Source organism: Intestinimonas sp. HCP28S3_D6 (assembly GCF_052065695.1).
Lineage (GTDB): Bacteria > Bacillota > Clostridia > Oscillospirales > Oscillospiraceae > Intestinimonas.
Map to the genome: position 1 here is coordinate 67,336 of NZ_JBQHTM010000004.1, position 26,757 is coordinate 94,092.

At 64.0% G+C, this 26,757-nt stretch carries 22 protein-coding genes and 1 pseudogene; 10 read left to right on the plus strand and 13 right to left on the minus strand.

Going from position 1 to position 26,757, the window contains the following annotated elements:
* Positions 1–31 precede the first annotated feature (31 nt).
* The 6 genes from ACTNBK_RS02495 (at position 32) to ACTNBK_RS02520 (ending at position 9,021) form a co-directional block, all read left to right on the plus strand.
* Entirely contained in the window at positions 32–943 is a 912-nt protein-coding gene (locus tag ACTNBK_RS02495) for an MbeD/MobD family mobilization/exclusion protein (RefSeq protein WP_441143316.1), read from the plus strand.
* Between the two features lie 228 nt (positions 944–1,171).
* Complete coding sequence (locus ACTNBK_RS02500; protein WP_441143318.1) at positions 1,172–1,912, plus strand: hypothetical protein; 741 nt, start codon at positions 1,172–1,174, stop codon at positions 1,910–1,912.
* Between the two features lie 581 nt (positions 1,913–2,493).
* Positions 2,494–3,927: a histidine--tRNA ligase gene (gene hisS / locus ACTNBK_RS02505; RefSeq protein ID WP_441143320.1), complete on the plus strand. Its 1,434-nt coding sequence runs from the start codon at positions 2,494–2,496 to the stop codon at positions 3,925–3,927.
* A gap of 180 nt (positions 3,928–4,107) precedes the next feature.
* The gene (gene aspS / locus ACTNBK_RS02510) at positions 4,108–5,895 is read left to right on the plus strand and encodes an aspartate--tRNA ligase (protein WP_441143322.1); all 1,788 of its coding nucleotides are present in this window, start codon (positions 4,108–4,110) and stop codon (positions 5,893–5,895) included.
* On the plus strand, positions 5,892–7,016 hold the full coding sequence (locus ACTNBK_RS02515) for a hypothetical protein (RefSeq protein WP_441143324.1): 1,125 nt from the start codon (positions 5,892–5,894) through the stop codon (positions 7,014–7,016). The genes aspS and ACTNBK_RS02515 overlap by 4 nt, the downstream gene beginning before the upstream one ends.
* Before the next feature lie 199 nt (positions 7,017–7,215).
* Positions 7,216–9,021, plus strand: coding sequence for an S-layer homology domain-containing protein (locus ACTNBK_RS02520; protein WP_441143326.1), 1,806 nt, complete (start codon positions 7,216–7,218; stop codon positions 9,019–9,021).
* Positions 9,022–9,072: 51 nt separating this feature from the next.
* On the opposite strand, the gene ACTNBK_RS02525 is transcribed toward ACTNBK_RS02520, so the two are convergent.
* The 5 genes from ACTNBK_RS02525 to ACTNBK_RS02545 form a co-directional block, all read right to left on the minus strand.
* Positions 9,073–11,313, minus strand: coding sequence for a hypothetical protein (locus ACTNBK_RS02525; protein WP_441143328.1), 2,241 nt, complete (start codon positions 11,311–11,313; stop codon positions 9,073–9,075).
* Positions 11,314–11,338: 25 nt separating this feature from the next.
* The gene (gene rlmB, locus ACTNBK_RS02530) at positions 11,339–12,115 is read right to left on the minus strand and encodes a 23S rRNA (guanosine(2251)-2'-O)-methyltransferase RlmB (protein WP_294515170.1); all 777 of its coding nucleotides are present in this window, start codon (positions 12,113–12,115) and stop codon (positions 11,339–11,341) included.
* A gap of 304 nt (positions 12,116–12,419) precedes the next feature.
* Positions 12,420–12,839 carry a hypothetical protein gene (locus ACTNBK_RS02535; RefSeq protein ID WP_441143330.1) on the minus strand — a complete coding sequence of 140 codons (420 nt, stop codon included), beginning with the start codon at positions 12,837–12,839 and terminating at the stop codon, positions 12,420–12,422.
* Between the two features lie 32 nt (positions 12,840–12,871).
* The gene (locus ACTNBK_RS02540; protein WP_441143332.1) at positions 12,872–13,495 is read right to left on the minus strand and encodes a hypothetical protein; all 624 of its coding nucleotides are present in this window, start codon (positions 13,493–13,495) and stop codon (positions 12,872–12,874) included.
* 39 nt (positions 13,496–13,534) lie between these two features.
* Positions 13,535–13,777 carry a PF20097 family protein gene (locus tag ACTNBK_RS02545; RefSeq protein ID WP_441143334.1) on the minus strand — a complete coding sequence of 81 codons (243 nt, stop codon included), beginning with the start codon at positions 13,775–13,777 and terminating at the stop codon, positions 13,535–13,537.
* A gap of 328 nt (positions 13,778–14,105) precedes the next feature.
* Here ACTNBK_RS02545 and ftsH point away from each other — a divergent pair, with 328 nt between their 5' ends.
* From ftsH to ACTNBK_RS02560, 3 genes are all read left to right on the plus strand, one after another.
* A complete protein-coding gene (gene ftsH, locus ACTNBK_RS02550) occupies positions 14,106–16,340 on the plus strand; it encodes an ATP-dependent zinc metalloprotease FtsH (protein ID WP_441143373.1) in 2,235 nt (744 codons plus the stop codon).
* Positions 16,341–17,058: 718 nt separating this feature from the next.
* On the plus strand, positions 17,059–17,433 hold the full coding sequence (locus ACTNBK_RS02555; RefSeq protein ID WP_441143336.1) for a DUF134 domain-containing protein: 375 nt from the start codon (positions 17,059–17,061) through the stop codon (positions 17,431–17,433).
* Positions 17,408–17,824, plus strand: a complete 417-nt coding sequence (locus ACTNBK_RS02560) for a NifB/NifX family molybdenum-iron cluster-binding protein (protein WP_441143338.1) — start codon at positions 17,408–17,410, stop codon at positions 17,822–17,824. Before ACTNBK_RS02555 ends, ACTNBK_RS02560 begins: the two co-directional genes overlap by 26 nt.
* Before the next feature lie 1,255 nt (positions 17,825–19,079).
* Here ACTNBK_RS02560 and ACTNBK_RS02565 read toward each other — a convergent pair.
* The 8 genes and pseudogenes from ACTNBK_RS02565 to rpmH all read right to left on the minus strand — a co-directional run.
* Positions 19,080–19,898: pseudogene (locus ACTNBK_RS02565) on the minus strand (PSP1 domain-containing protein); the annotation flags it as partial.
* A gap of 22 nt (positions 19,899–19,920) precedes the next feature.
* Positions 19,921–20,832 (minus strand): DNA polymerase III subunit delta, encoded by a 912-nt coding sequence (locus ACTNBK_RS02570; RefSeq protein WP_441143340.1) that lies wholly within the window; start codon positions 20,830–20,832, stop codon positions 19,921–19,923.
* A complete protein-coding gene (locus ACTNBK_RS02575; RefSeq protein WP_033117614.1) occupies positions 20,832–21,155 on the minus strand; it encodes a cyclic-di-AMP receptor in 324 nt (107 codons plus the stop codon). Before ACTNBK_RS02575 ends, ACTNBK_RS02570 begins: the two co-directional genes overlap by 1 nt.
* Before the next feature lie 702 nt (positions 21,156–21,857).
* Entirely contained in the window at positions 21,858–22,631 is a 774-nt protein-coding gene (gene jag, locus ACTNBK_RS02580; RefSeq protein ID WP_441143342.1) for an RNA-binding cell elongation regulator Jag/EloR, read from the minus strand.
* Positions 22,632–22,658: 27 nt separating this feature from the next.
* On the minus strand, positions 22,659–24,092 hold the full coding sequence (locus tag ACTNBK_RS02585) for a YidC/Oxa1 family membrane protein insertase (RefSeq protein WP_441143344.1): 1,434 nt from the start codon (positions 24,090–24,092) through the stop codon (positions 22,659–22,661).
* Between the two features lie 28 nt (positions 24,093–24,120).
* Positions 24,121–24,339: a membrane protein insertion efficiency factor YidD gene (yidD, locus tag ACTNBK_RS02590; RefSeq protein ID WP_130848845.1), complete on the minus strand. Its 219-nt coding sequence runs from the start codon at positions 24,337–24,339 to the stop codon at positions 24,121–24,123.
* Positions 24,336–24,683, minus strand: a complete 348-nt coding sequence (gene rnpA, locus ACTNBK_RS02595; RefSeq protein WP_294513374.1) for a ribonuclease P protein component — start codon at positions 24,681–24,683, stop codon at positions 24,336–24,338. The genes yidD and rnpA overlap by 4 nt, the downstream gene beginning before the upstream one ends.
* 114 nt (positions 24,684–24,797) lie before the next feature.
* A complete protein-coding gene (rpmH, locus tag ACTNBK_RS02600; RefSeq protein WP_130848843.1) occupies positions 24,798–24,932 on the minus strand; it encodes a 50S ribosomal protein L34 in 135 nt (44 codons plus the stop codon).
* A 469-nt stretch (positions 24,933–25,401) separates the two neighbouring features.
* On the opposite strand from rpmH, the gene dnaA reads away from it, so the two are divergent.
* The gene (dnaA, locus tag ACTNBK_RS02605; RefSeq protein ID WP_294513371.1) at positions 25,402–26,730 is read left to right on the plus strand and encodes a chromosomal replication initiator protein DnaA; all 1,329 of its coding nucleotides are present in this window, start codon (positions 25,402–25,404) and stop codon (positions 26,728–26,730) included.
* Positions 26,731–26,757 lie beyond the last annotated feature (27 nt).

Below are 26,757 nucleotides of genomic sequence, written 5' to 3' on the forward strand. Positions count from 1 at the left end.
CGGGCGTTTTTCCACATCAGGAGGTGTTTTTGTGGATAAAAAGACCGGACACATTCTCTCCGCCGTTGTTGCCGCCGCCGTGGTGGTGGTGTTCTTCCGGCAGAACGCCGCCCTTCAGGACAAGGTGGACCAGCTCTCCCAGCAGGTGGACAGCCTGAGCCATCAGCTGGTGGATGCCCGCTACGACCTCTCCGACGAGATCGGCACCCTACGGCGGGATCTGGAGGAAGAGGCCAGCCTCTTTTCCACCGTGGAGACCAAACTGGGGTATGAAAACGGCGCCCTGACCCTGGCCGTGGCGGTGGTGCCCAAGGAGCTGAGCGCCGGGGAGACGGCCCAGGTGGCTCTGAGCACGGGCGAGACCGCCGTCCTCACCGACGACGGCGCGGGACGGCTCAGCGGTACCCTCACCTGCTCCCTGCGGGAGTCCCTGGAACCGGTGGTGAGCCTCACCGCCGGGAACCGGACCCGCCGGGAAACTCTCCCCACCCTGTGGACGAATGAGCTCTTTACCATAAAGGGGGAGAGTCAGTGGGGCACAGTGAACGGCACATCGTCCAAGGTGCTCTGCCTGACCTTCAGCGCCCCGGAAAACAGCGCCCTCCAGCCCGGCACCGTCGCTGTGGAGGTTCGTTCGGCCATCCTGGACCCCACGGACCAGGGCTCTCTGCTGGGCACAGTGGAGGCCGTCCGGCAGGCCGACGGCAGCTGGCAGGCCGACCTGAGCCAGTACCTGGGCCGGGAGGGCGGCTATGAGTACGCGTTTTGGCTTACCCTGATCACCACCCACGATTTCGACCTCTGGCTCTCCACCACCACCGGGGAGGGGCTGACCCTGCGCAGCAACGAGGCCGTGGCCACCTGGCAGCAGAGTGAGGACGGAACCACCGCCAGTCAGAGCGAGGGCAGCTTTGCCCTCTTTGCCGACTTCGGCGAGGCGTGAGGACGCCCCCCCTTCCCGATCTCCGGCCCCTTTCAGGGCCGGATATTTTTTACATAATTTATCATATATAGCAGCTATTTGTATAATAAGAAAATTCATTTTGAAAAAGCTTGCACTTTTTCCCATAGGTTACTACAATAGACCGATAGCAGGGAACGATAGACCATCTGTTACTTTTTACACGTTCCCAGCGAAAATACATTTTTTACAAAGAGGAGTGAAACCTGCATGATGCGTGTCCGCGTAGGCCAAAAAACATTTATGTCCTTTATCATTCCGTTCCTCATTACCATCGCCGCAGCCGGGCTGCTGATGCTGACTGTAAACGGTTCCCCCGATCCCGACAACAGCGTCCTGGTGGACGTTTTACTGAACCTCTGGATGGTCACCCTCTATGCCTGGCTCCCCATCTTTATCATACTGAGCATTGCCTTTGTGTACATGGGCTGGTATCCCCCCACCTTTTTCAAAAAAACGGACCCCTTCCTCTGCCGGAGTGACCGGGAGAAGTGGGCCGCCGCGGCGGGCTACCAGCCCCTGCTGGAGCTCCACTCCAGCCTGCCCAACACGGTGGAGGGCACCGACCTGGTGGGCGGCGGCCGCCCCGCGCCCAAGCGCCGGAAGCGCTATCAGGACTTCTTGGCCAAGCGCTTCCACATCACCGACCGGAAGAGCGGTCTGGCCGTGCTGGAGCATCTGGCGGCCTCCCGTCAGGCCCGGAACCTGTGCTGGGGCGCCCTGATCGCCGGGATGCTCTTCGTGTGCCGCTGGCTCAAGCGGGATGAGCTCAACGATTGGTACGGCAAGTTCATGACGGCCATCCAGAATCAGTTCCACTCCTGGACGGAGCTCAACCTGCGCTTCCAGGAGGAGGAGTCCGCCGCCGGCATGGATGACGAGAGCGTAAAGGTCCTCAAAAACGCGGTGGAGCGGGAAAAGAACGGGCTCTATCAGGTCCGTTTCCTTTAAAATCCCCTTTTCGTCCGCAAAAACCGGGGAAAATGGTTGACTTTTTCCCCACCGTGGGATACTATTGTTACGCTCACCGCCACGACGGGTCATGAGTAACCCCCAGCACCGCCGGACAGAGAGGGACGCCTTTGGCTGCAAGCGTCCTACGGCAAGGAGAGGGCGAAGACGGTCCCACCAGCGGGCCCGGAGACGGGCGCGGTCCCCTTCCCGCAACAGAAGGCAAAAGGACGGTCTATTTCCACAGGCCGTTGAAAATGGGTGGCACCACGAAAGCAGGCGCTTTCGTCCCATTGAGGGACGAGAGCGCTTTTTTTGTTTTTGGCACCAAAAGCGTCCTTCCGACCCAAAGAGAAAAGGAGTGTTATGATGGACCGTATCAAACCCCGCACCCTCTCCGGCTTCATGGAGCTGCTGGCCCCAACGGCCTGACGGCCGCCGGGGACCCCTTTATTTGACTCAAACAAGCCGAAGTGAATCCGGCCTGTTTCAAGGTTTTTGCTCCGCAAAAACGCTTGGCGCCGCTGACGCGGCGGGCGGGGCAGCAGCCTGCAAACTTTTACAACAAAGGAAGTGTGATCATGGACCGTATCAAGCCCCGCACCCTCTCCGGTTTTATGGAGCTGCTGCCCCGGGACCAGGTGGTCTTTGACCGGATGGTGGCCATCCTGCGGGAGAGTTACAGCCTGTACGGCTTCACCCCCCTGGACACCCCCGCCATCGAAGCCAGCGAGGTCCTCCTGGCCAAGGGCGGCGGCGAGACCGAAAAGCAGATCTACCGCTTCACCAAGGGGGACACCGACCTGTCCCTGCGCTTTGACCTGACCGTGCCCCTGGCCAAGTACGTGGCCCTCCACTACAACGAGCTCTCCTTCCCCTTCCGCCGGTTCCAGATCGGCAAGGTCTACCGGGGTGAGCGGGCTCAGCGGGGCCGGTTCCGGGAGTTCTACCAGGCCGACATCGACGTCATCGGCGACGGCAAGCTGGACATTGCCAACGAGGCCGAGGTGCCCGCCATCATCTACAAGACCTTCACCGCCCTGGGCCTGAAGCGCTTCAAGATCCGGGTCAACAACCGGAAGGTCCTCAACGGCCTCTTCGACCTGCTGGGCCTCAAGGAGCAGGCCGGCGACGTCATGCGCACCATCGACAAGCTGGAGAAGATCGGCCCCGAGAAGGTGAAGGCCATCCTGGTGGACGACTTCGCCGTCCCCGCCGCCACCGCCGACCAGCTCCTCGCCCTCCTCTCCACCGCCGACCCCATGGCCGCCCTGGAGACCTTCAAGGGCAAGAATGAGCTGCTGGACCTGGGCATCGCCGAGCTCTCCACCGTGGTCAAGTACATGGCCGCCTTCGGCGTCCCCGCCGACCACTTCATGGTGGACCTCACCATCGCCCGGGGCCTGGACTACTACACCGGCACCGTCTACGAGACCGTCATGCTGGACCATCCCGAGATCGGTTCCATCTGCTCCGGCGGCCGGTATGATAACCTGGCGGAATATTACACCGAAAAACAACTCCCCGGAGTGGGTATTTCCATCGGTCTCACCCGTCTGTTCTTCGTTCTGCAGGACCAGGGCTACCTGAACCCGGAGGTCCTCACCGCCCCCGCCGACCTGCTGGTGCTGCCCATGACGGGCGACCTCACTGCCGCCATCTCCTTCGCCACCGCCTGCCGCGCCGCCGGCATCCGCACCCAGCTCTACACCGAGGCCAAGAAGTTCAAGGCCAAGATGAACTACGCCGACAAGACCGGCATCCCCTTCGCCGCCTTCCTGGGCGAGGACGAGATCAATGCCGGCACCGTCACCGTGAAGGACCTGCTGCTGCCCGACCCCTCCAACACGGAGGAAATCCAGGAGCAGAAGGCCGCCGGCCTCTTCAAGCAGGTGACTCTCCCCACCGCTGAGGCCGTCAACTACGTCAAGACCCACCTGGACGCCCGGCCCGACAGCCAGCCCATCCTGGACGCCCCCGCCCTGGCGGAGAGATACCACCTGGAGCAGCCCTGAGGGGGAAGGCTTGCGGGCGGCCAAAGGCCGCCCCTACGGAAAACGCTGGGGTCATGGGGTAGGGGGGGGGGGCGGCCCCCCCCCCCCCCCCCCACAACCCGGATCACCCGCCCATACCCCCTATTATCAAATCCTATCTGGATAAACCAATATCAATATTACAAACTGGAGTTGATTTTCATGATGCAGTCCCGCACCCACACCTGTGGGGAGCTCCGGATGGAGCATGTGGGCCAGACCGTCACCCTGGCCGGTTTCCTGGAGAACGTCCGTGAGGTGGGCCAGAATCTGGCCTTCGCCGTCCTCCGCGACTTCTACGGCACCACCCAGGTGGTCATCGAGACCGAGGCTATGATGGCCGCCATCAAACCTCTCAACAAGGAGTCCAACATCCAGGTCACCGGCGTGGTCCGGGAGCGTGATTCCAAAAACCCCAAGCTGCCTACCGGCGACATCGAGGTGGTGCCCAGCGAGATCAAGGTGCTGGGCCGCTGCCGCCACAACGAGCTCCCCTTCCCCATCAACCGCAGCCGGGAGGCCGACGAGTCCGCCCGCCTGAAGTACCGCTACCTGGACCTGCGGAACCCGGCGGTGAAGAACAACATCGTCCTGCGGTGCAACGTGGTGGCCGCCCTGCGGCAGGCCATGACCGCCCACAACTTCCTGGAGATCACCACCCCCATCCTCACCGCCTCTTCCCCGGAGGGCGCCCGTGACTACCTGGTGCCCAGCCGGAAGCATCCCGGCAAGTTCTACGCCCTGCCCCAGGCCCCCCAGCAGTTCAAGCAGCTGCTGATGGCCTCCGGCTTCGACCGCTACTTCCAGATCGCCCCCTGCTTCCGGGACGAGGACGCCCGGGGCGACCGCTCCCCCGGCGAGTTCTACCAGCTGGACATGGAGATGGCCTTCGCCGACCAGGAGGACGTCTTCGCCGTGCTGGAGGACGTGCTGCCTCCCATCTTTGCCAAGTACGGAACCTATAATGTGGCCTCCACCGCCCCCTTCGCCCGCATCCCCTACCTGGAGGCCATGGACAAGTACGGCTCCGACAAGCCCGACCTGCGCATCGACCTCACCGTTCAGGACGCCACCGAGGTGCTGGGTTCCTGCGGCTTCGGCCCCTTCGAGGGCAACACCGTGAAGGCCGTCCCTGTCACCGGCTTCTCCGCCACCCGCAAGCAGATCGACAAGCTGTGCGCCGACGTGGAGGTCCAGGCCGGTGAGAAGGTCTACTGGTTCCGCTACGACGAGAACGGCGAGATCGTGGGCGGCATCGCCAAGTTCGTCCAGCCCATCAAGGACCAGGTGGTCGCCGCCCTGGGTCTGGAGAAGGGCTCCTTCGTGGGCCTCACCGCCGGGAAAAAGCTCTCCGCCCAGAAGACCGCCGGCGTCCTCATCAAGATGCTCCCCGCCCTGGCCCCCCAGCACATGGACAAGGAGCGCTACGAGTTCTGCTGGATCGTGGACTTCCCCATGTACGAGATCGGCGAGGAGTCCGGCGAGCTGGAGTTCTGCCACAACCCCTTCTCCATGCCCAACGGCGGCCTGGAGATCCTGAAGAAGGCGGCCGCCGGCGAGGTGGACCCCCTCACCATCACCGCCTACCAGTATGACCTGGTGTGCAACGGCGTGGAGCTCTCCTCCGGCGCCGTCCGGAACCACGACCCCGAGATCATGATCGAGGCCTTCCAGCTGGTGCGGCTGGGCGAGGAGGACGTAAAGGCCAAGTTCCCCGCCATGTACAACGCCTTCACCTACGGAGCCCCCCCGCACGCCGGCATCGCCCCCGGCGTGGACCGCATGGTCATGCTGCTGGCCGGCGAGGACTCCATCCGCGAGATCATCCCCTTCCCCATGAACAAGAACGCCCAGGACCTGATGATGGGCGCTCCCTCCTTCGTGGAGCCCAAGCAGCTTGAGGAACTGAATATCGTGTGCACAAAGAAAGAGGAGGACACCGATCTGTGAGAGCCCCCTTCCCCAGATCCGCTGCCCGTGCCGCCGCCGGCCTGCTGCTCCTGAGCATGCTCGCCGGCTGCGGCGGTAAGCCGGAGACCACCCCTTCCCCCGCCGCCACGGCGGCCGACGACCCGGCGGCCCAGGCCGAGCTGGACACCCAGCTGGGCCGGCTCACCGGCTACATCACCGAGGAGGAGCGCCAGGCCGCCCTGGACCTGTGGCTCCAGATCCGCCCCCTGCGGGAGGCCCGGCTCTCCGCCGGACAGTGGGCCTGGCGGCCCCGGGAGGCCTCCCTGCTCACGGAGCTCTCCGGCCTCTACGACCAGTACACCATCAAGTACCTGGAGGGGGACGAGGCCGGGTTCGGCTACACCAACCCGGAGGAGAAGACCCTTATCTCCTATTCCATCGGGGACGACGGCACCCTCACCGCCGACCCGTCCACAGCGGGCCAGCTCACGGGCTGGACGGAGGAGGAGCTGCTCTCCCTCTGGAAGGACATGACCGACCTGCTGCCGGAGGGGTCCTTCGCCGACTTCAAGCGCCTCACCTTCTTCACCGACGGCCCCGGGGAGACCTCGGCCTGGGTTCAGGCCATGGACGATCCCGGCGACACCTGGGAGATCGCGGTGGACCCCGCCGATTCCGGCGACCGGCGCTATTTTGTGGAGACCGTCCTCCACGAGTACTGCCACTACCTCACCCTCAACAGCGGCCAGGTGACCTACACCACCGATCAGACCACCGACACCTACAACGAAGAGGGCATGGTGGCCCATAAGGGCTCCTACATCGATGACTTCTACCAGGCCTACTGGCCGGGCTACATCGACGACTGCCTCTCCTGCGGCGACACCTACAACTTCTTCCTGCGCCACTACGACGACTTCGTCACCGCCTACGCCTCCACCAACCCCGCCGAGGACATCGCCGAGGCCTTTGCCTACTTCGTTCTCTGGCCGGAGGGCGGCCAGGCCGACGAGGCCGTGTGGCGGCAGAAGATCGACTTCTTCTACGCCTACCCGGAGCTGGCGGCCTTCCGGGACCAGGTCCGGGAAAGCCTAGGTCTGAACCCCGACCAGGCCTATGAGGACCTTTTCCCCGCCGACACCAACGCCGACGCCGCATAAAAGAGAAAGAGGAGCGCCCCAAATGGGGCGCTCCTCTTTTATCCCCGTAAAAACGAAAGAATCTCTTTAATCGGGTATATTTTTCTATGACTGGAAAATCTTCTTGTGCTTTGTGAGGCCAGGGCTTACAATGTGGTCAATCCGCCGCCGGGATACGCCCGTTCCACGACGGTAGGAAAGAGAGAAGAGAGGAATCCGTATGGGAAAGAGATCATTTGCGCTTTTCCTGTCCCTGGCCCTGCTTCTGGGCCTGACCACCCCGGCGGGGGCCTACGACATGGGCTATGCCGGGACAACGCAGGTCATTTCCTGCGGCGAGACCAACAATGTGTTTATCAAGGAAGACGGAACCCTGTGGGGCATGGGGGATACTGGGTATGATGTCCTGGGCGAAACCGCGGGAAATCTCTCCACCCTATTTGGTGTATGTCAGACCGTACCCGTCAAGCTGATGGATCAGGTGACCTCCGTTTCCATGAAGGGTCGTCACATTGCCGTCATCCGGACGGATGGGTCGCTGTGGGCCTGGGGAGACAGCTACTACGGCCAGGTGGGCAACGGCGTCATGGCAAACTTGGATTCGTATGACTTCATTCCCACCGTCTCCTCCCCGGTGAAGATCATGGATCAGGTCTCTGTGGTCTCCTGCGCCGAGGAGTATACGGCGGCTGTCAAAGCAGACGGAACGCTGTGGACGTGGGGCAACGGGACATATGGCCAGCTGGGCAACGGCGGATATGGAGATGGGGTCGGCCTGGACGCCGTTCAGGCCCGCCCGGTGAAGATCCTGGACGGCGTCAGAACGGTGTCCTGCGGGTACTCTCATGCCGCCGCCATCAAGACCGACGGTTCCCTCTGGATGTGGGGGTACGCCAGCAACGGGGAACTGGGCAACGGCGGAACGGGCAACACAGTCCATCCGTCCAGCGATGACTACCGCACCTATTACTGCCAGACGGTTCCCGTAAAGATCATGGACGGCGTGGCCGCCGTGTCCTGCGGGGGGAGCTATACCGCCGCCATCAAGACCGACGGCTCCCTCTGGATGTGGGGGGACAACCACCTGGGCCAGTTGGGAGACGGGACCCTGGAGGACAAGACCTACCCGGTGAAGATCATGGACAACGTGCGGGCGGTGAACTGCGGTACCGGCTCCACCATCGTGATCAAGACGGATAACAGCCTTTGGGCGTGGGGCTGGGGCTCTGAAGCGCTGGGAGAGGACGGAGTCGGAAACGCGGAAGTGACCATGGACGGCAGTACGTTCCCCACCCAAACCACACCGGTGAAGGTCATGGACAATGTGGCGGCGGTGAACTCCGGACTGGCCGTTCAAATGGACGGTTCCCTCTGGACCTGGGGCTCCGATATGTACGGCCAGATGGGACGGGGCATCACTGATGAAAAAGAGTGGAACCACGCCCCCAAATCCTTCAGCACGCCCATCAAGATCCTGGACGGCGGAGTGGCCCTGCCGGAAGGGGTGGAGCCCCCCGTGCCCACGGTGGGCGGCTTCAGCGACGTGCCGGAAACCGCCTATTTCGCCCAGCCGGTGCTGTGGGCCGTGGAGCAGGAGGTGACCTCCGGCACCTCAACCACCACCTTCAGCCCCGACGCCACCTGCTCCACGGCGGAGGCGCTGACCTTCCTGTGGCGGGCCAACGGTTCCCCCACCCCCGCCTCCAGTGACGCCGTGCCCGCCGGGACCTGGTACGCCGATGCCGCCGGCTGGGCGCTGGAGCAGGGCCTGACGGACGGCTTCACCGCCGACTCCCCTGCCACCCGGGCGGCCATGGTGACCTACCTGTGGAGGCTGGCCGGCTCCCCCGACGCCGCCCACGCCGCCTTCTCCGACGTGCCCGCCGGGGCGGACTACGCCCAGGCCGTGGCCTGGGCCGTGGCGCAGGGCGTCACCTCCGGCACCGGCGACAACGCCTTCTCCCCCGACGGCGTCTGCACCCGGGCCCAGATCGTCACCTTCCTGTACCGGGCCTTGGCCGCCTGACCCACAAAACGCAAAAAGACCTTCCGCTTGGAGCGGAAGGTCTTTTTTGCTTCAGTATCGCTCCACCCAGCCGGAGATGAGGAAGGTGGGGACGGTCCAGGCCAGGAGGAAAATAGCCATCTGGGCGCCGGTGAGGGAGGAACAGGCGCCGATGAAGGTGAGGTAGAAGGCCAGCAGCAGGCCCACCACCGACCCCAGCACGGTGAGGGCGGTGGTCATGAGGACGGCCAGCCGCAGGCGCTTGGCACCCACCACCGCCTCGGAGAAGGGGGCCAGGCCCTCCCGGCAGAGGACGGCGGTGAGCCGGGCATTGTGGAGGGCGGCGGGGTCGGAGAGCTCGGTGCGCCGGTCCACGGCGGGGAAGTCCATCTTCTCCACAGGCAGCTTGAACTTCTGCCGCAGCATGGCGGGGATGAGGTTGAAGTCCCGGGTGCACAGCACCGGGGAGACCCGGTTGGCCACCAGGGCGGAGATGGCGGGCGGGATGGTGGGGTGCATCATGTAGTTGAGGGCGAAGATGCCGGCCAGCTCCCCGTCGATGGCGCAGAACACGGCGCTGCGGACGTTGAGGCCCTGGGGCAGGGGCACCTCCATGAGGGTCATGAAGGAGGCGGAGCCCACCAGAATGCGCTCCCCCCGGATGTCGGCGGAGAGGCCGCCGCCCTCGTGGCGGGTGAAGCCGGAGCACCGGCGGTAGACCGCCCCCTGGGTGCGGAGGAGGTCGTGAAAGACCTTGTCCAGCCCGGAGCCGCTCTCCTTGATGAGGGTGGCGCAGACGGCCACCACCTTCTCCACGGAGTAGTCTCCAAAGATCTTGATGCCGTTGAGGGCCACCTCACCTGGGGGAAAGAGGTCGGTGTCGGTGAGGAGGATGGCCCGTCCCACCCGCTCGGCGCCGGACCAGCCGGGTAGGGCGGCGCCGCTGGAGGCCAGCCGCCGGGCCAGGGCCCGGTAGGGCCGGGAGAAGCACAGCAGGGCGGAGAAGCCCGAGGAGGCGGTGGCGCAGGCGGAGAGGCACCAGGGCAGGCGCTCGGGGGCGCCGTGGCCCACCGAGGCCACCAGGGCGCACAGCAGGCTCCCCAGCAGCAGCAGGGGCACCGAGATGCGCAGCACCCGCTGGCTGCCGTCGGGCTCCTGGATCTGGCTGCCGAAGCCGTAGGCGGGGCCCGACCACTTGGCGTAGGCGTCCTTGCCGTTCCAGCTCTTGTGGTCCAGGGTCACCAGGTAGGGCTCCGAGGCGGCCGCCGCCGTGCGGCAGGAGAGCCGCAGGCCCTGGCGCTTGGCGTAGGTGCCCCACATGGTGCAGAAGAGCCCGGCGCAGCAGGCGGCGCAGTAGGGCAGGGTGGTCCGCTCGGGCATGTACGTGAGCTGGGTGAAGGTGTCCCACAGGGTGAAGGCGCAGGCGAAAAAACTGGCGGTGGCGCCGCTGGGACGCAGGCGGAAGAGGTCGACCAGTCCCCCCAGCAGCACGTCGATGCCCAGGACCATGGCCACGGCCAGCAGGCCGCCGGAGCACCACACCCGCAGCTGGAAGGAGTCCATGAGGGCGGCGGGCAGGGGCAGGCCGAAGAAGCCGGCGAAGGCCAGGTACAAAAGGGGCAGGCACAGCAGGGCCACCAGCACCGACCGCAGCCGCAGCAGGCCCAGGCCCCGGCCGTACCGCCCGGCCAGGTCGGCGGGGGGCAGGTCGGGGGGCGGCGCGGGCGGTTTTCGGGGCTTGCGCTCCCGGCGGGGGGGCTCGTCCTCCTCCTCCGGCTCCTCCTCGTCCACCCCGGGGATGAGCTTCTGGAACCGGATGGTCTCCTCCGAGACCTCGGTGCCCTCCTCGGCGAACATCTGCTCGGAGAAGGCGTCCGCTTTCTCCTTCAGGTGGCGCAGGCCCGCCTGGAGGGGAGGCGTGTCGTCCTCGGGGAACTCCAGCACCTTGTCGGTCACCGGAGCCTTTTTGGGCTTCTCCTTGGGCGGCGGCATCTTTTCCTCCGGCTCCTCTTCGTCACCGGCGTCCTCGGGCTCCTCCTCCCCGTCGTCCTCCTCCTCGTCATCCCCGCCGTCGTCCGGCGGGGCCGTCATACCGGGAAAGAGCACCACGTTCTTGGGGGGCGGGGTGTGCTTGGCCTCCGGCCAGGGCAGGTCAGGACCGGCGTCCGCCGCAGGCCCTTTGGCGGAGGGCCCCTTGGACCCCTTGGCCGCCGGGCGGTCCTCCTCCTCCCACCGGCTCACGTCCACACCGTACTCGGCCAGGATCTCCTCCAGGGTGAAGCCGCTATCCTGTTTTTCGTCGTCCTTTGACATACCGGCTCCTTTGTCTCTGTAAGCGTTATCCCAGCCGCTGGCGGACGGCCTCATAGAGCAGGATGGCCGCCGCCGCGGAGGCGTTGAGGGAGTTGAGCTTGCCCTTCATGGGGATGCTGACCTTGAAATCGCACTGCTCGGCCACCAGGCGGCCCATGCCGTTGCCCTCGGAGCCGATGACGATGGCGGCAGGGCCCTTGAGGTCGGCGTCGTAGAGGGTGGTATTGCCGTCGGCGGCGGTGCCGAAGATCCAGATGCCCGCCTCCTTGAGCTCCTTGAGGAGGGCGGTGAGGTTGGGCACCCGGGCCACCGGCACGTAGGACACCGCCCCCGCCGAGGTCTTGGCCACGATGGCGGTGAGGCCGGCGGAGCGGCGCTTGGGGATGATGACCCCGTGGGCCCCGGCGCACTCGGCGGTGCGGATGACGGCCCCCAGGTTGTGGGGGTCGGAGAGCTCGTCGCACACCACGATGAGGGGAGGCTCCCCCTTCTCCCTGGCGGCGTTGAGGATGTCGTCCACGGTGGCGTACTCCCGGACGGCGGCCTGGGCGATGACGCCCTGGTGGGCGTGGGTGCGGCTCATGGCGTCCAGCTTCCGCCGGTCGGCCTCCACCACCACGATGCCCTTGCCCCGGGCCGTGGATGCGATGTGGCCCAGGGCGGCGTCGGTCTCCCCCTTGGCGATGAAAATTTTATCGATGGGCGTCCCCGCCCGCAAAGCCTCGATGACCGCGTTGCGGCCCTCAATGATGCCGTCGGCCTCGGCCATGGGCTCGGGCCGGGGGGTCCGTTTCTCTCTCATGGGACTTGTCCCGCCTTTCTGTTCAATCAGCTCTCAGTATACCATACTTCACCCGGGAGAAAAAGAAGAATTTGTCCGTCTTTTGGGACGGAAAAAGCGGGCGGCCCCCAATGGGACCGCCCGCCGTGTTGGAACTGCGCTTTACCGTCTGCGAAGCCCATATAGATAACACAGGAAGCTGGCGAAACAAAAAACAGACATCAGCCCAGAAAAGACGGCGCTTTCCCTCCGCGGCATGAGATAGACCCCGATCATACCCAGGATGACGCCTATGGTAAAGAGGGCCCACCGGACCTTTTTCATCCTATTTCTCCGCCTCCTCCAACAGCCGGGCATAGCGGTCCCCGCCGTCGCCGCCGGTGATTACGTACCGGGTCCCGTCCAGATAGAGGTACCCGTCTCCGGGCAGGTTGAAGTCCCGCCGCTCCTCCCCCCGGAAGGTCACGGTGATGATGGGGCCGCTCTCCACGTACTCGATGTAGGCGTACTTTCCCCGCCAGAACAGCCGGACGTCGGACAGCAGCCGGTACAGCTCTTCCTGGGTCTCCTGGTCCAGGGGGCGGCTCTGGAGTCCCTTCTCGTCCCCCCAGTCCACGGTGAGGCCGACGCGCTGGGGCTCCGTCCCCGTAAGGCCGGTGAGGGGAACTGGCCGCAGGACCCAGGCCAGGGCGCACAGCACCGCCGCCGCCAGGGCCGCCAAGAACCACACCTTTCTGCCCTTCAAAGAGATCAGCTCCTTTCGCCCTTCTGTCCGGTTCAGGCCGGAGCCGACAGACACCGGGCGCTCTGATACAGAAACACCACATAGAGGACCTTGCTCACCAGCGTCAAAAGGATGGACGGCAGATTGACAGCCATGGACAGCACCGACAGCGTCCCCATATCCAGGCCGGTTTTCAAAAGGGCACTCACCGCTATTGTCAGCACGATTCCGGCCACGGTACAGATCAAATTGACCCTCCACGCCCAAATGCCCCGGGCGGCCACAGCGGGGTCGTCCACCAGCCCGGCGGTGGTGAGGCAGATCTGCCGCAGGATCAGCAGACTCAGAATCAGACCGGCAATAGAGAGGAGGGCGCTGAGCGCGCCGACGATCTGGACAGCCCAGGTGCCGAACATTGTTACCAGAACAAAAATAAGCCGGCGGAGAAGGACATAGGAGAGCACGTCCAGAGCCAGATCCGCCGCCTGGAGCTTCAGGGCGGCCCGGTAGCCGGAGGCCTCCCCGGCGGCTCTGACCAGGGCGGCCAGGGTCAGCAGGCCGACGGCCGCCCGGAGCAGGGTTTTGAGATCGTAGGCCAGGGGGAGCAGCGCGACGATGGACAGCAGTTGGGCCACAAACAGCCACTTGATCGCCCTGGAGAGGGCGGCGTTTTTCATGGGCGCACCTTCCTTTCGGCGGATGAAACGCTCTTTCGTTTACGTTCCGCAGTCGATGAGGATCTTTCCGCAGCTCCGGCACAGATGGGCGGGACAGTGGGAGTCCCGGAGCCGGGTGTGCCGGGGGCCGTCCAAAATGACCGTCCCGGCAGCCTCGATCTGCTTTCTGGTGTCAAAGGCCGAGGGCAGTTCCTCCGGCCTCGACACGAAGAAGAGGCCATAGCCCTCCCGGGTGCCCACATGGCCCCCCTCCATCTCCTGCCCGCAGTAGGGACAGCGCATGACAAACACGCTCCTTTCCGTCTGTTCCGGTCGGTTTTTCTCCCTTTCAAGGCGAGCATATCATATTTCCCACCCCGTTACAACCAAAGAATCGTCTCCTTCCGCTTTCGCGGGGCGCGGCATCCCAGACACGCCCACCGCACAGCCCCCAAGAGGACCCATTCACAGAAAGTTTACTGCGCTGTTTCTTGTGTTTTAATGTATACTGTGCTATATTTAGGGTAACTTGTTATCTGGCGAATAGCAGGCGAACGATCCCAAAAAAGGAGGACACGCCTTGGATCAAAACAACAGAAAGGGCTCCGGAGGTTCCGGCGGAAACAAGAACATGATGGGCATCATCTCCATCATTCTCTGGGCCCTCATCATCACCCTCATGATCAACTACTTCACCTCCTCCATGTCCACCTCCCGCTCGACCCAGATCGAGTACTCCCAGTTTGTGGAGATGGTGGAGAACGACGAGGTGGCCTGGGTGGTCATGGAGTCCAACAAGTACACCATCTACCCCCGTCCCACCACCGGCGACAGCGCCGCGAATCCCCAGACCGGCGCCCAGAAGGACAGCGCCGACGTCACCGTTACCCCCATCCCCGGCCTGGAGGGCCTGGAGGGGCTCACCAGCGGCGCCTCCTCCGGCCTCACCGCCCCCGCCGCCGGCGGCGGCACCGTCTCCTCCGCCCAGACCCTGGAGCCCGGCTCCAACGAGTGGAAGCAGATGCTCAAGGAGGGCACCTCCTACTACTGCGCCCCCATCACCAGCGACTCCGAGATGTCCCGCCTCATCTCCATCATGGAGGAAAACGGCGTCGTCTACGGCCCGCCCTACATTGAGCAGCTCTCCCCCATCATCACCCTCCTCATCTCCTACGTCCTCCCCGTGGTCATCATGGTGGTCCTCTTCTCCTTCCTGTTCCGGGGCATGTCCAGCAAGATGGGCGGAGGCCTGGGCGGCCTGGGCAAATCCAACGCCAAGGTCTACGTGGAGAAGTCCACCGGCGTCACCTTTATGGACGTGGCCGGTCAGGACGAGGCCAAAGAGTCCATGCAGGAGATCATAGACATCCTGCACAACCCCCAAAAGTACACCGACATCGGCGCCAAGCTCCCCAAAGGCGCATTGCTGGTGGGCCCGCCGGGCACCGGCAAGACCCTCCTGGCCAAGGCCGTGGCCGGCGAGGCCAATGTGCCCTTCTTCTCCATCTCCGGCTCCGACTTCGTGGAGATGTTCGTGGGCATGGGCGCCGCCCGGGTCCGCGACCTCTTCAAGGAGGCCAGCAAGATGGCCCCCTGCATCATCTTCATCGACGAGATCGACACCATCGGCAAATCCCGCGACAACCGCCTGGGCGGCAACGACGAGCGGGAGCAGACCCTGAACCAGCTGCTGGCTGAGCTGGACGGCTTCGACCCCAGCAAGGGCGTCATCGTCCTGGGCGCCACCAACCGCCCCGAGGTGCTGGACAAGGCCCTCCTCCGCCCCGGCCGCTTCGACCGGCGCATCACCATCGACCGGCCCAACCTGGCCGGCCGTCTGGCCACCCTCCACGTCCACACCCGCAAGATCAAGCTGGCCGAGGACGTGGACCTAAAGAAAATCGCCCTGGCCACCGCCGGCACCGTGGGCGCCGACCTTGCCAACCTGGTGAACGAGGCCGCCCTCCGGGCCGTCCGCCACGGCCGCAAGGCCGTCAACCAGGAGGACCTGCTGGCCTCCTTCGAGTTCGTCATCGCCGGCAGCGAAAAGAAAAACTCCGTCCTCACCGAGTTCGAGAAGAAGCTGGTGGCCTACCACGAGGTGGGCCACGCCATGGTGGCCTACAAGCAGAAGAACGCCGAGCCGGTGCAGAAGATCACCATCGTCCCCCACACCGAGGGCTCCCTGGGCTACACCCTGCTCATGCCCGAGGAGGACAAGACTAACCTGCGCACCAAGGACGAGCTGCTGGCCAAGATCACCGTCTCCATGGGCGGCCGGGCCGCCGAGGAAGTGGTCCTCAACACCATGACCAACGGCGCCTCCCAGGACATCCAGGAGGCCACCAACATCGCCCGCAACATGGTGGCCATGTACGGCATGAGCGACGCCTTCGGCATGATGGCCCTGGGCTCCGTCCGCAACCAGTACCTGGACGGCGGCTATGGCCTGGACTGCGCCCAGGACACCGCCGCCGCCATGGACCGGGAGGTCCAGGCCATCCTGACCAAGTGCTATCAGGACGCGGTGGAGGTCCTCAAGGCCAACCTGGACGACATGCACAAGGTGGTGGAGTACCTCCTGGAGAAGGAGACCATCACCGGCGGCGAGATGGTGGCCATCATCGAGGGCCGGGACCCCGCCCTGGTGGAGGACGCCTACGCCTCCACCAACACCGCCAAGACCGCCTCCCCCGCCCTGGACGACGGCGTGGAGCGCCCCGCCAAGAAGATCACCCTCTTCGACGGCAGCCAGCCCCAGGAGGGCCAGGATCAGCCCGGCCAGGAGGACGGTCAGGACAAGCCGTCCGACGGCGAGCCCCCGGCAGATCAGCCCCAGGACAGCGAAAATCAGAACGACCAATAACCAAAACCACCCCGGCGAACTTGTCGCCGGGGTGGTTTTTTGTCTTTTTCGGCCTGCCAACACGCTGCAAGGGAATATGCCCCGCAAGGGTCGAATCTTACAACCCAAAAGCCTTCCCCTGGGGGTCTGACTGTCCGGTGGACAGTCAGAAGAAATGACTTCTTCCTTAGCCCGTGGTGGCATTTGCGAAGCAAATGACGGATGAGGGGGAGCCTTGCGGCGTGGTATTACGTCTCTTTTCCTTTTCTTTCTGTTACGTGAAAGGACGGGGGAGACGGTTCAAAACCCGTTTCTTTTTCCCTGCTGGAAAAAGAACGGTTTTTGGAATCCAAAGAAAAAGGGGCTCCAAAGGGGTTAAGTGGTCCCAAATAGGAATCCGGCGGCCCGGCTTTACGCCCCCATAAAGCACCAGCCCCGTCTACGGTAGACTACCTCGGTGGAACAGGGATAACCTGTGGTCCTATCCCACATTTTTTCGCCGCCTGCGTGGGTGGGTGTCGGGACGTGGTGGCGCTGCCTGGGATTACCGTTGCTTCGGCGTGGAATAAATTGTTGGGCGGTCCTTTTCCCTGTGTTCATGCGGGTTTGCGGAGTTATCCACATTTTCCACAACTTTTCCACACCTGTGGATAAGTTGCACTTTATTCTTGACATATGCCAAAAACGGAGTATACTCTAGTTACTGGCATATACCAAAAACCTGAGAGGAGGCGGCTCCATGCCCAGACCCTGCAAACGGCGGCGGGTGTGTGCCCTGCCGGAGCGGCAGTGTTTCCGCTCGGCGGAGGGCGGGCCGGGCCAAAGCCCCATCCGCCTGACGGTGGACGAGTTCGAGACCATCCGGCTCATGGACCAGGAGGGGCTCAGTCAGGCCGAGTGCGCCCGGCAGATGGAGGTCTCCCGGGCCACGGTCCAGGCCATCTACGGCGCCGCCCGGACCAAGGTGGCCCAGTTCCTGGTCCGGGGCGGGGAGCTTACCATCGGCGGCGGGGCGTTTGCCCTCTGCCCCGGCGGCAACCAGGGCTGCCCACACTGCCACAGGCATTGTCATAAAGGAGGAAACAGCCATGAAAAAGATCGCGGTGACCTATGAGAACGGCCAGGTGTTCCAGCACTTCGGCCACACGGAGAAGTTCAAGGTGTACACGGTGGAGGACGGAGCCGTAAAGTCAGCGGCCATCCTCAGCGCCAACGGCAGCGGCCACGGCGCCCTGGCGGGACTGCTCTCTAGCAGCGGCGTGGACACCCTCATCTGCGGCGGCATCGGCGGCGGCGCCCGCGCCGCCCTGGACCAGGCGGGCATCCAGCTCTACGGCGGCGTGTCCGGCGACGCCGATCAGGCGGTGGCCGACCTGCTCTCCGGCAAGCTGGCCTTTGACCCGGCGGCGGAGTGCCACCACCACGACGAGCACCACGGCCACGACTGCGGCGGTCACCACGACCACCACTGCGGCGGCCACGGCCACGCCTGTGGGGAGCACTAAAACAGAACCAAACCCCCGTCCTCACGGACGGGGGTTTTTCATGTTCCGGATGAGTTCAAAAACCTTCCCCCCTGTGGGGTTAAGGTTTTATAGGGTGTATCCATAGGCGAATCAAACCACCCCGCGCCGCAGCAACGGAAATACCAGGCAGCGTCACCACGCCCCGACACCCACCCGCGCAGGCGGCGAAAAAATGTTGGATAGGACCACGGCTTTTCCCTGTTCCGCCGGCGGAGTCACCTGTGGACGGTGCCGGTCCTCAACGGGGGCGTAAAGACGGGCCGCCGGATTCCTATTTGGAGCCACTCAACCCGCACGGGAGCCCCTTTTTCTTTGGATTCCAAAAACCGTTCTTTTTCCAGCAGGGAAAAAGAAACGGGTTTTGTCGTCCTCGCAAAGTCCGTACCGTTCAAAACGCCCTGGCGGGCATTTCTCACTCCACTCCCTTGCTCGTCCTCTCCCCACGCGACCCGCTGCGCTGGGCTCGCGCGGGGGCCCCGTTTCTGCATGTGGTTTGGCGCGTCGAGTCGTCGCGCCCCACGACAATGAGCACCCTGACGGAGGCATAAACCACACTTCAAGTCCCTCCTCATCCGGCGGCTTACGCCGCCACCTTCCCCCCAGGGAAGGCTTTCGGGCGGATGCTATCCGGCCCTACAATGGATATAAGCCAACCCTGTGACCACAAAAAGCGCCCGTCCGGCATCGCCGGACGGGCGCTCTGTCATACCTTTTATTCCGCCGCAGGGGGCTTGGGCTACTGTCCGCCGCCGGAGGGCCGACGGCGACGCCGGTTCCGATTGCGGTTGCCGGAAGGCTTCTTCTCGCCGCCCTCACCGCCCTCCTTGGGGGGCTGGTTCTGGGCCGCCTGCTGCTGGGGAGCGGCCTGCTGAGGCTTGTCTCCCCTGCCCTTGCCGGGCCGGTTGGAGCGGCCCTCGCCCTGGGGCTTGTCCCCGCGGGGCGGCTGCTCCTTCTTCTTCTCGGGCGCGGCCTCCTGGCTCTGGGGCTTGCCCTCGCCGCCGCTCCGACGCCGCCGGGAGCCGCCCCGGCTGCGGCTCCCACGCTCTGTGGGGGCCATCTTCTTCTCCCGGGTGGGCTGGGCGCTTTCCTCCGCCGCCTGGAACACCCGCTCCAGGGCCTCGGTGAGGGCGCTGCGCTCCGGCGCGGGACGCTCCCAAACACCCTCCTCACGGGGAGGCACATAGCGCAGCTTGGCCAGCTCCTCCGGGGGCGGCGCCACATAGTCCTCGGGCCGCTTGCCCTTGCCGTTGCGGACCACACAGATCTCGCAGTTGCGGTAGCACTTGGGGGTCTCCGGGGCATCGTCCAGCCGCACCTTCACCTGCTCCTTCAGCAGGTTCACCTGGCACACGGTGCCCACCCCGTCGGGGGTCTCCACGAAGGACTCCTGCTTGGGCATCCGCTTCACGGCGTCCTCATAGGCCTCCTGCTCATACTTCAGGCAGCACATGAGCCGCCCGCAGGTGCCCGAGATCTTGGTGGGGTTGAGGGACAGGTTCTGGGTCTTGGCCATCTTGATAGACACGGGCTGGAACTCGTCCAGGAAGCCGGAGCAGCAGAAGGGCCGGCCGCAGATACCCAGGCCGCCCAGCATCTTGGCCTCGTCCCGGACGCCGATCTGCCGCAGCTCGATGCGGGTGTGGAACACGCCGGCCAGGTCCTTGACCAGGGCCCGGAAGTCCACCCGGCCCTCGGCGGTGAAGAAGAAGAGGATCTTGTTCCCCTCGAAGTTGTACTCCACCTCCACCAGCTTCATCTCCAGGCCATGCTGGGCAATCTTCTCCTGGCAGATGCGGAAGGCCTTGGCCTCCTTCTCCCGGTTCTTGGCCACCACCTTCTCGTCCTCGGGGGTGGCCACCCGGAGCATGGGCCGCAGGGGGGGCACCACGGACTCGTCGGGCACCATGGTGTTGCCCTGGACGCACTCGCCGTACTCCACCCCCCGGGCGGTCTCGATGATGACCCCCTGGCCGGGCTCCACCTGGACGCCCTGGGGGTCGAAATAGTATTGTTTTCCGCCGCTTTTGAAGCGGACGCCGATGATCTCAGTCATGGGGATACCTCGTATCTCTGATTTAAAAAGAGCCGGCGCACAGCCAGCCCGCCACATGCCCCGCGCCCACATGGAAGTCCAGGCTCCGGCGGATCTCCTCCAGGCGGCCGACGAGGGCCAGGGCACGCCGGGTGTCCCGGTACCGGCCCATACCGGCGCGCAGCACCTCCACACCCTCCTCCAGGAGAGCGCACAGGTCGTCCCGCTCCCACTTCTCCAGGCCCACGCAGAACTCCAGGGCGGAGCGCTCCGGGCCGTCCAGCAGCAGCTTCACCATCTGACCGGCGGCCTCCTGGACCTCACGGGTCCGGCCGCCGGAGCCCTCCAGCAGGGTGATGCCCCGGCCGATGAGCCCCTCGCACCGGCGGGCGGCGTCGGCGACCTCCTGGGCGGGGCGGTCGGGGAAGCGGGCGGAGAGCACCGCCCGGGCCTCGGCCTCGGTGACGGGAGCCAGGGTCAGCAGCTCGCACCGGGAGCGCACCGTGGGCAGGATGGCCCCGGCGTTTTCGGCCAGCAGCAGGAAGGCGGCATAGGGCGGGCCCTCCTCCAGCAGCTTTAAAAGGGCGTTCTGGGCGCTCTGGTTCATGGTGTGGGCGTTGGGGAGCAGGTACACCTTCCGTGGGGCCTCGTTGGGCCGGATATAGGCGTCGGAGCGCAGGGCGCGGACCATGGCCACATTGATGTCCTTGCCTTCCTCCCCCACGGTGATGACGTCGGGGTGGATGCCTGCGGCGGCCTTCCGGCAGTCGGGGCAGGCGCCGCAGGGGGTCTCCCCCTTCCCGGAGCACACCAGGGCCCGGGCCAGAAGCCCGGCCAGGGTGTGCTTGCCGCTGCCGGCGGGACCGGCGATGATATAGGCGTGGGAGAGCCCCCGTCCGGCGGAGAGCCGGTGCTTTGCCTGGGGGTTGCCCGCCAGGACCTCCAGTCCCCGCATCAGGCCCGCTCGAAGCGCTCGATGTCCACCACGAAGATGGTGGCGCCGCCTACGGTGACCTCCACGGGCATGGAGGGATAGTATCCGTAGCTCATCTCGGTGGTGGTGGGGATCATCTGCTTGCGGGAATGGGAGTGCTCCTTGATGATGTCGATGACGGCCTGGACCTTCTCCTCGTCCACGCCCACCAGGATGGTGACGTTGCCCGCCATGAGGAAGCCGCCGGTGGTGGCCAGCTTGGTGGAGGAGAAGCCCTTCTTGGTCAGGGCGTGGGTGACGGCATTGGCGTCGTCAAAGTTGATAATGGCAAGGATCAGTTTCATGGTAATCCCTCCTTGATGCAGACAGAGCCCCTTCCGGGGCGGGTAAAAATCACTTCAGGTTATTCTATTTCATTATACCCCATTTGCTTCAAATAGGAAAGAAGTTTTTTCTTCGCTCGAAAGGGGATGAGGGCCCGGATAGGGCATCATTACTCTGGTCGTGGGCGGATACATGCACGCAAAGGCCTTCCCCTGGGGGTCTGACTGTCCGGTGGACAGTCAGAAGAAATCACTTCTTCCTTGACCCGTGGTGCCCCAGTGCGCACACTGGGGCGAATGAGGGGGAGCTTTGCGGTGTGGTTTTACATCTCGTTTCCTTGTCTTTCTGCTACGTAAAAGGACGAGGGATACGGTTCAAAACCCGTTTCTTTTTCCCTGCTGGAAAAAGAACGGTTTTTGGAATCCAAAGAAAAAGGGGCTCCCGTGTGGGTTAAGTGGTCCCAAATAGGAATCCGGCGGCCCGGCTTTACGCCCCCATAGAGGTCCAGCCCCGTCTACGGTAGACTACCTCGGTGGAACAGGGACAAGTCGTGGTCCTATCCCACATTTTTTCGCCGCCTGCGTGAGTGGGAATCGCGGCGTGGTGGCGCTGCCTGGTATTACCTTTGCTGAGACATGGGGGCGATTGCGGGCGGCGGATCGCATCCGCCCGCAAAACGAAAAACCCCCGTCCTGACGGACGGGGGTTTGGGCAGGTGGGATTCAGTTCCGGTGCTCGCCCTTGGAATAGGCCACGATGGTGCGGCGGTTGGGCTCGGTGCCGGTGGAGTAGGTGGTCACGTCGGGGTAGTCCTGGAGGGCAGTGTGGATCACATGGCGCTCGTAGGCGTTCATGGGCTCCAGGGTGACGTTCCGGCGGTACTTGACCACCTTCCCGGCCACCTTCCGGGCCAGGCGCTCCAGGGACTCCTCCCGCTTGGCACGGTAGCCCTCGGCGTCCACGTGGATGCGGACCCGCTTGGACTGGCCCCGGTTGACGGAGTAGCTGGTGAGCTGCTGGATGGCGTCCAGGGTCTCGCCCCGACGGCCGATGAGGGCGCCCAGGTTCTCCCCTTCCAGGGTCACCTTGTAGCTGCCGTCCTCCCCCATGGTGATGCGGGGAGAGGCCGACACGCCCATGTGGGCCATGAGTCCGGTGAGGAAGATGGTGATGGCCTCGGTCCGGTCCCCGGCGGGGGCGGACTCGTTGGGCTGGGAAACAGGGGCGGCAGGGGCCTCCGCCTCCACAGGCTCCGCCTTGGGGGCCTCGGCTTTGGGCTCCTCCACCTTGGGCTCCTCGGCCTTGGGGGCGGGAGCGTCGGGCACCTCGTAGGACACCTTCACCTTGGCGGGGCTGCCGCCGATGCCCAGAAAGCCGCTCTTGGCCCGCTCCAGCACCTCCACGGAGACCTCGTCCCGGTCCAGGCCCAGCTTCCGGAGGGCGGCGTTGATGGCCTCCTCCTCGTTTTTACCCGTGGTCTCGATATACTGCAACATAGGTCTGATCGTCTCCTTATGTTGGGGTCATTCCTTATCCTTGTCTTGGGTCTCGGCGTTGATGGCCTCCACCTCGGCGTCGATGCCGGCCCAGGGGTCCTGGACATCGGCGGCGTCGCCGGCATCGGCAGCGGCGCTCTCCACGGTCTCCGTGGTCTCGGCGGCGGAATCGGCGGCGGCGTTCTCCTCCAGGATCTCATTCACGATGAGCTCGTCGGCCACGCCCTCGGCGGCCACGGCCTGGAGGTGGTCGGACTTCTTCTCCAGCGCCTTCTCCACAGCGGTCTCGTCCACCGGGGCGCCGGGGTCCTTATAGGGGGTGGGTCCGTCGGGGCTGTACCGGTAGGGGTCGTAGGCCCGGCCGCGGGCGTAGGAGCGGATGCCCACGCGGCTCACGTCGATGACGGAGGCGTCGCTCTTCTTCTTTTCCTCGGCGGGCTTGGCCTTCTTCTTGCCTCTGTTGGCCTTGGCGTCGGCGATGGCCTGAGCCTTGCGCTCGGCGGCCTCCCGGCGGCGCTGCTTCTCCTCTTCCTTCTCCAGCCGCTCCTGCTCGGCACGGGCGGCGGCGGCGGCCTCGTAGTCCTTCTTCAGGATACGACCGGCCAGCAGCTCCTGGACCAGGGAGAGGACGTTGTTGGACACCCAGTAGATACTCATGGCGGCAGGCATGGAATAACCCACCCACAGAGAGATCACCGGGGACATAATCATCATGGTCCGGCTGGTGGACTTGGCCTGCTCGTTCTCGGGCTGGTTCTTGTTGAGCTGGTTGGTCCGCATGGAGATGATGGAGAAGAGCAGACCGGTGCAGGCGGAGACGATGGGGATGAGGAAGGTGCCGATAGCGTTCCAGGTGATGGGTCCCGCCCAGATCTTCCAGGTGGGGACGGTGGACAGGGCCAGTCCCAGGAAGGAGAAGTCCAGCTGCTTGAGGTTGTCGGCAAAGGCGGCAACGGCGGGGTTGGCCACCACGGCGTCGAAGTTCTCAAAGAGCACGTTGGAGGCGATGAGCTGATAGTAGACACTCTTGGAGGGATCGATGGCGGTGGTGGCGTACTGGTTGAGCACGTCGATGAGGGTGGTGATCTGGGTCTCATCCAGGCCCATCATATACTTCATGGGCTGGCGGATGATGGCGTACAGGGGCAGCAGGATGAAGATGGGGAGCAGGGACCACAGGCAGCCGCCCATGGGGTTGACCTTCTCCTTTTCGTAGAGCTTTTGTATCTCCAGATTCTGTCTCTGCTTGTCGTTGGCGTACTTTCTCTGGATCTGCTGCATCTTGCCCTGGAGCATGTTCATCTGGATCATGCTCTTTTTTCCCTTCAGAGAGAAGGGGAAGAGGATGAGCTTCACCACCACTGCAAAGAGAATGAGGGCGAAGCCGTAGCTGCCGGTCAGGTCATAAAAGAACTGGAGCAGCCAGGAAAACGGCGTAAGAATGTAGTATGCAAAATCCATTTGCTTGCCTCCACAGAAGATTCAGGCCCTAAGGCACCGGGTCGTATTCGATGCTCTTTTGCCTGTGGAACGGCTGGCACTTGAGGATGCGGCGCAGGGCCAGCCAGCCGCCCTTCCAGGCGCCGTATTTCTCCACCGCCTCCAGGGCGTAGGCCGAGCAGGTGGGGATGAAGCGGCAGCAGGGAGGTCGGGCGGGCGAGATGTGGACGCGGTAGAACCGGATAAGCGCCAGGAGCAGGGCTTTCACCCCTCCGCCTTCTTTCTCAGGCCCAGCTTGTCCGCCAATGAGAGGAAGGACTTCTCCAGCTGGGCGTATTTGGCATAGACGGCCTTGACCCGGGCCACCACTACGATGTCATAGCCCGGGGTGAGCTCGTGTTCGTGGAGACGGTAGATCTCCCGCAGGCGGCGGCGGACCCGATTGCGCTTGACGGCGCACCCCACCTTCTTCCCCACCGTGAAGCCCAGCCGGTTCTGACCCCGCCGGCTCTTGCGGCAGTAGAGGGCCAGGTAGGGACTGGCGGCGCTTTTCCCCTTGTGGTAAAGGCGCTGGAACTCATGATTTCGTTTCATGGTGACGGTGAACTTCAAGGTGCGGCCCTCCTGTGTGACGGCACCGGAAAAACTTCCGTATGCACTGCAGGGGCGGTGGGAATTTGCTCCCCCGCCCCTTCATGACGCTCTATTCGGTAAATGCCGCATTCCTTAGTAGGACAGGCGGGCGCGGCCCTTCGCGCGGCGGCGGGAGAGGACCTTCCGGCCATTCCGGTCGGCCATCCGCTTCCGGAAGCCGTGGACCTTGGAACGCTGGAGCTTCTTGGGCTGATAGGTACGCTTCATGTCTGAACACCTCCTGTAACGGTTCCTTGAGACGGGCAAGCCCGTCCACCACAACGGCCGGAAAACCGGCCGAGGTCGTCATTTGGGTAGACGCCCCCCTTGTTTTCGGGACGCGGTAACTATTATAGCCCAAGCTTTCCCCCACTGTCAACTATATTTTTGCTGGAATTTCCACATATGTCAAGGACTTTCCCTTACACACAAGATGTTGTGCCAAACGCCCTCCTCCCCCACTTTTTTCCCTGTGGAAAAGTGGAAAGCCCTGTGGAAAACTTATTGCTTACCCCGCTTATTTTTGTTATAATGTGTACGCGAACGTACAACTTTCCGCCCTTGCGCGCCATAGATAGAGAGGCTCCCGTCCGCGGGGCACCCAGCGTCATCCTTGAAGGTCCGCCTTTAAGGGTGATGCTTTGCTGCCCTGGAACGGGAGAGAGAACGCATTTTGCAACAAAGGGAGGTCTCAGCCATGGCCATGAATTCCGCCGCCGACATCTGGTCCCGGGTCCTTGTCCTCATGGAGGCGGACATGACCGCCACCACCATCCACACCTGGTTTGACGATACGGTGGCCGTATCCATGGAGGGCGACAAGTTCATCCTCCACACCCCGTCCGACTTCAAGCGGGATATCATCGTCTCCCGCTACCTGCCCCCCATCCAGAAGGCCCTTCACGAGCTCTTCTCCGCCGACTTCCAGGTGGAGGTGCTGGGGGACGGCGATCTGGAGCGCCGGCAGCGCAATACCGCCCCCAAGGACGACAGCTTCCTCCCCGGCACGGAGGAGTATACCTTTGAGCGGTTCGTGGTGGGCTCGTCCAACAAGTTCGCCCACGCCGCTGCCCGTGCGGTGGCCGACCACCCCGCCATGAACTACAATCCCCTCTTCATCTACGGCGAGTCGGGACTGGGCAAGACCCACCTCCTCTACGCCATCGCCCACAAGATCCACGACGACCACCCCGACTACCGCATCGTCTATATCAAGGGCGACGCCTTCACCAATGAGCTCATCCAGGCCATCCGGGAGGGCCGCAACCAGGAGTTCCGGGAGAAGTTCCGCTCCGCCGACGTGTTTTTGATGGACGACGTCCAGTTCATCGCCGGCAAGGACTCCACCATGGAGGAGATGTTCCACACCTTCAATACCCTCTATGAGACCCGGAAACAGATCGTCTTTACCGCCGACCGTCCCCCCAAGGAGATGCTCAAGCTGGAGGACCGTCTGAAAACCCGGTTCGAGTGGGGCCTCATCGCCGATATCCAGCCTCCGGACTACGAGACCCGCATGGCCATCATCAAGAACAAGGCCATCCGCATGGGGGTGGAGCTGCCCGAGGCCGTTTTGCAGTACGTGGCCGAGAACATCACCGCCAACGTGCGGCAGATCGAGGGCACCGTCAACAAGATCATGGCCCTCCGGGACCTGGAGGGGAGCAGCATCGACGCCGCCACCGTCACCCGGGCCGTCCGGGACATGTTCAAGGACCCCTCCGACATCATGCCCACCTCCGACGTCATCATCGAGGAGGTCTGCAACTTCTATAACATCGAAAACAGCGCCCTCCGGGGGCAGGGCCGTACCAAGGACACCGCCCTGGCCCGGCAGGTGGCCATGTACCTCATCCGGGAGATGACCAACATGTCCCTGAAGGAGATCGGCCGGGAGTTCGAGAACCGGGACCACACCACCGTCCTCCACTCCATCGAGCGCATCGAAAAGCTCAAAAAGACCACCCCCGAGATCTCCGAGGTCATCAAGGACATCCGGGCCAATATCAATGCCAGATACGAATGAGGTCCTTGTCCGGTACGAGTAAAAACC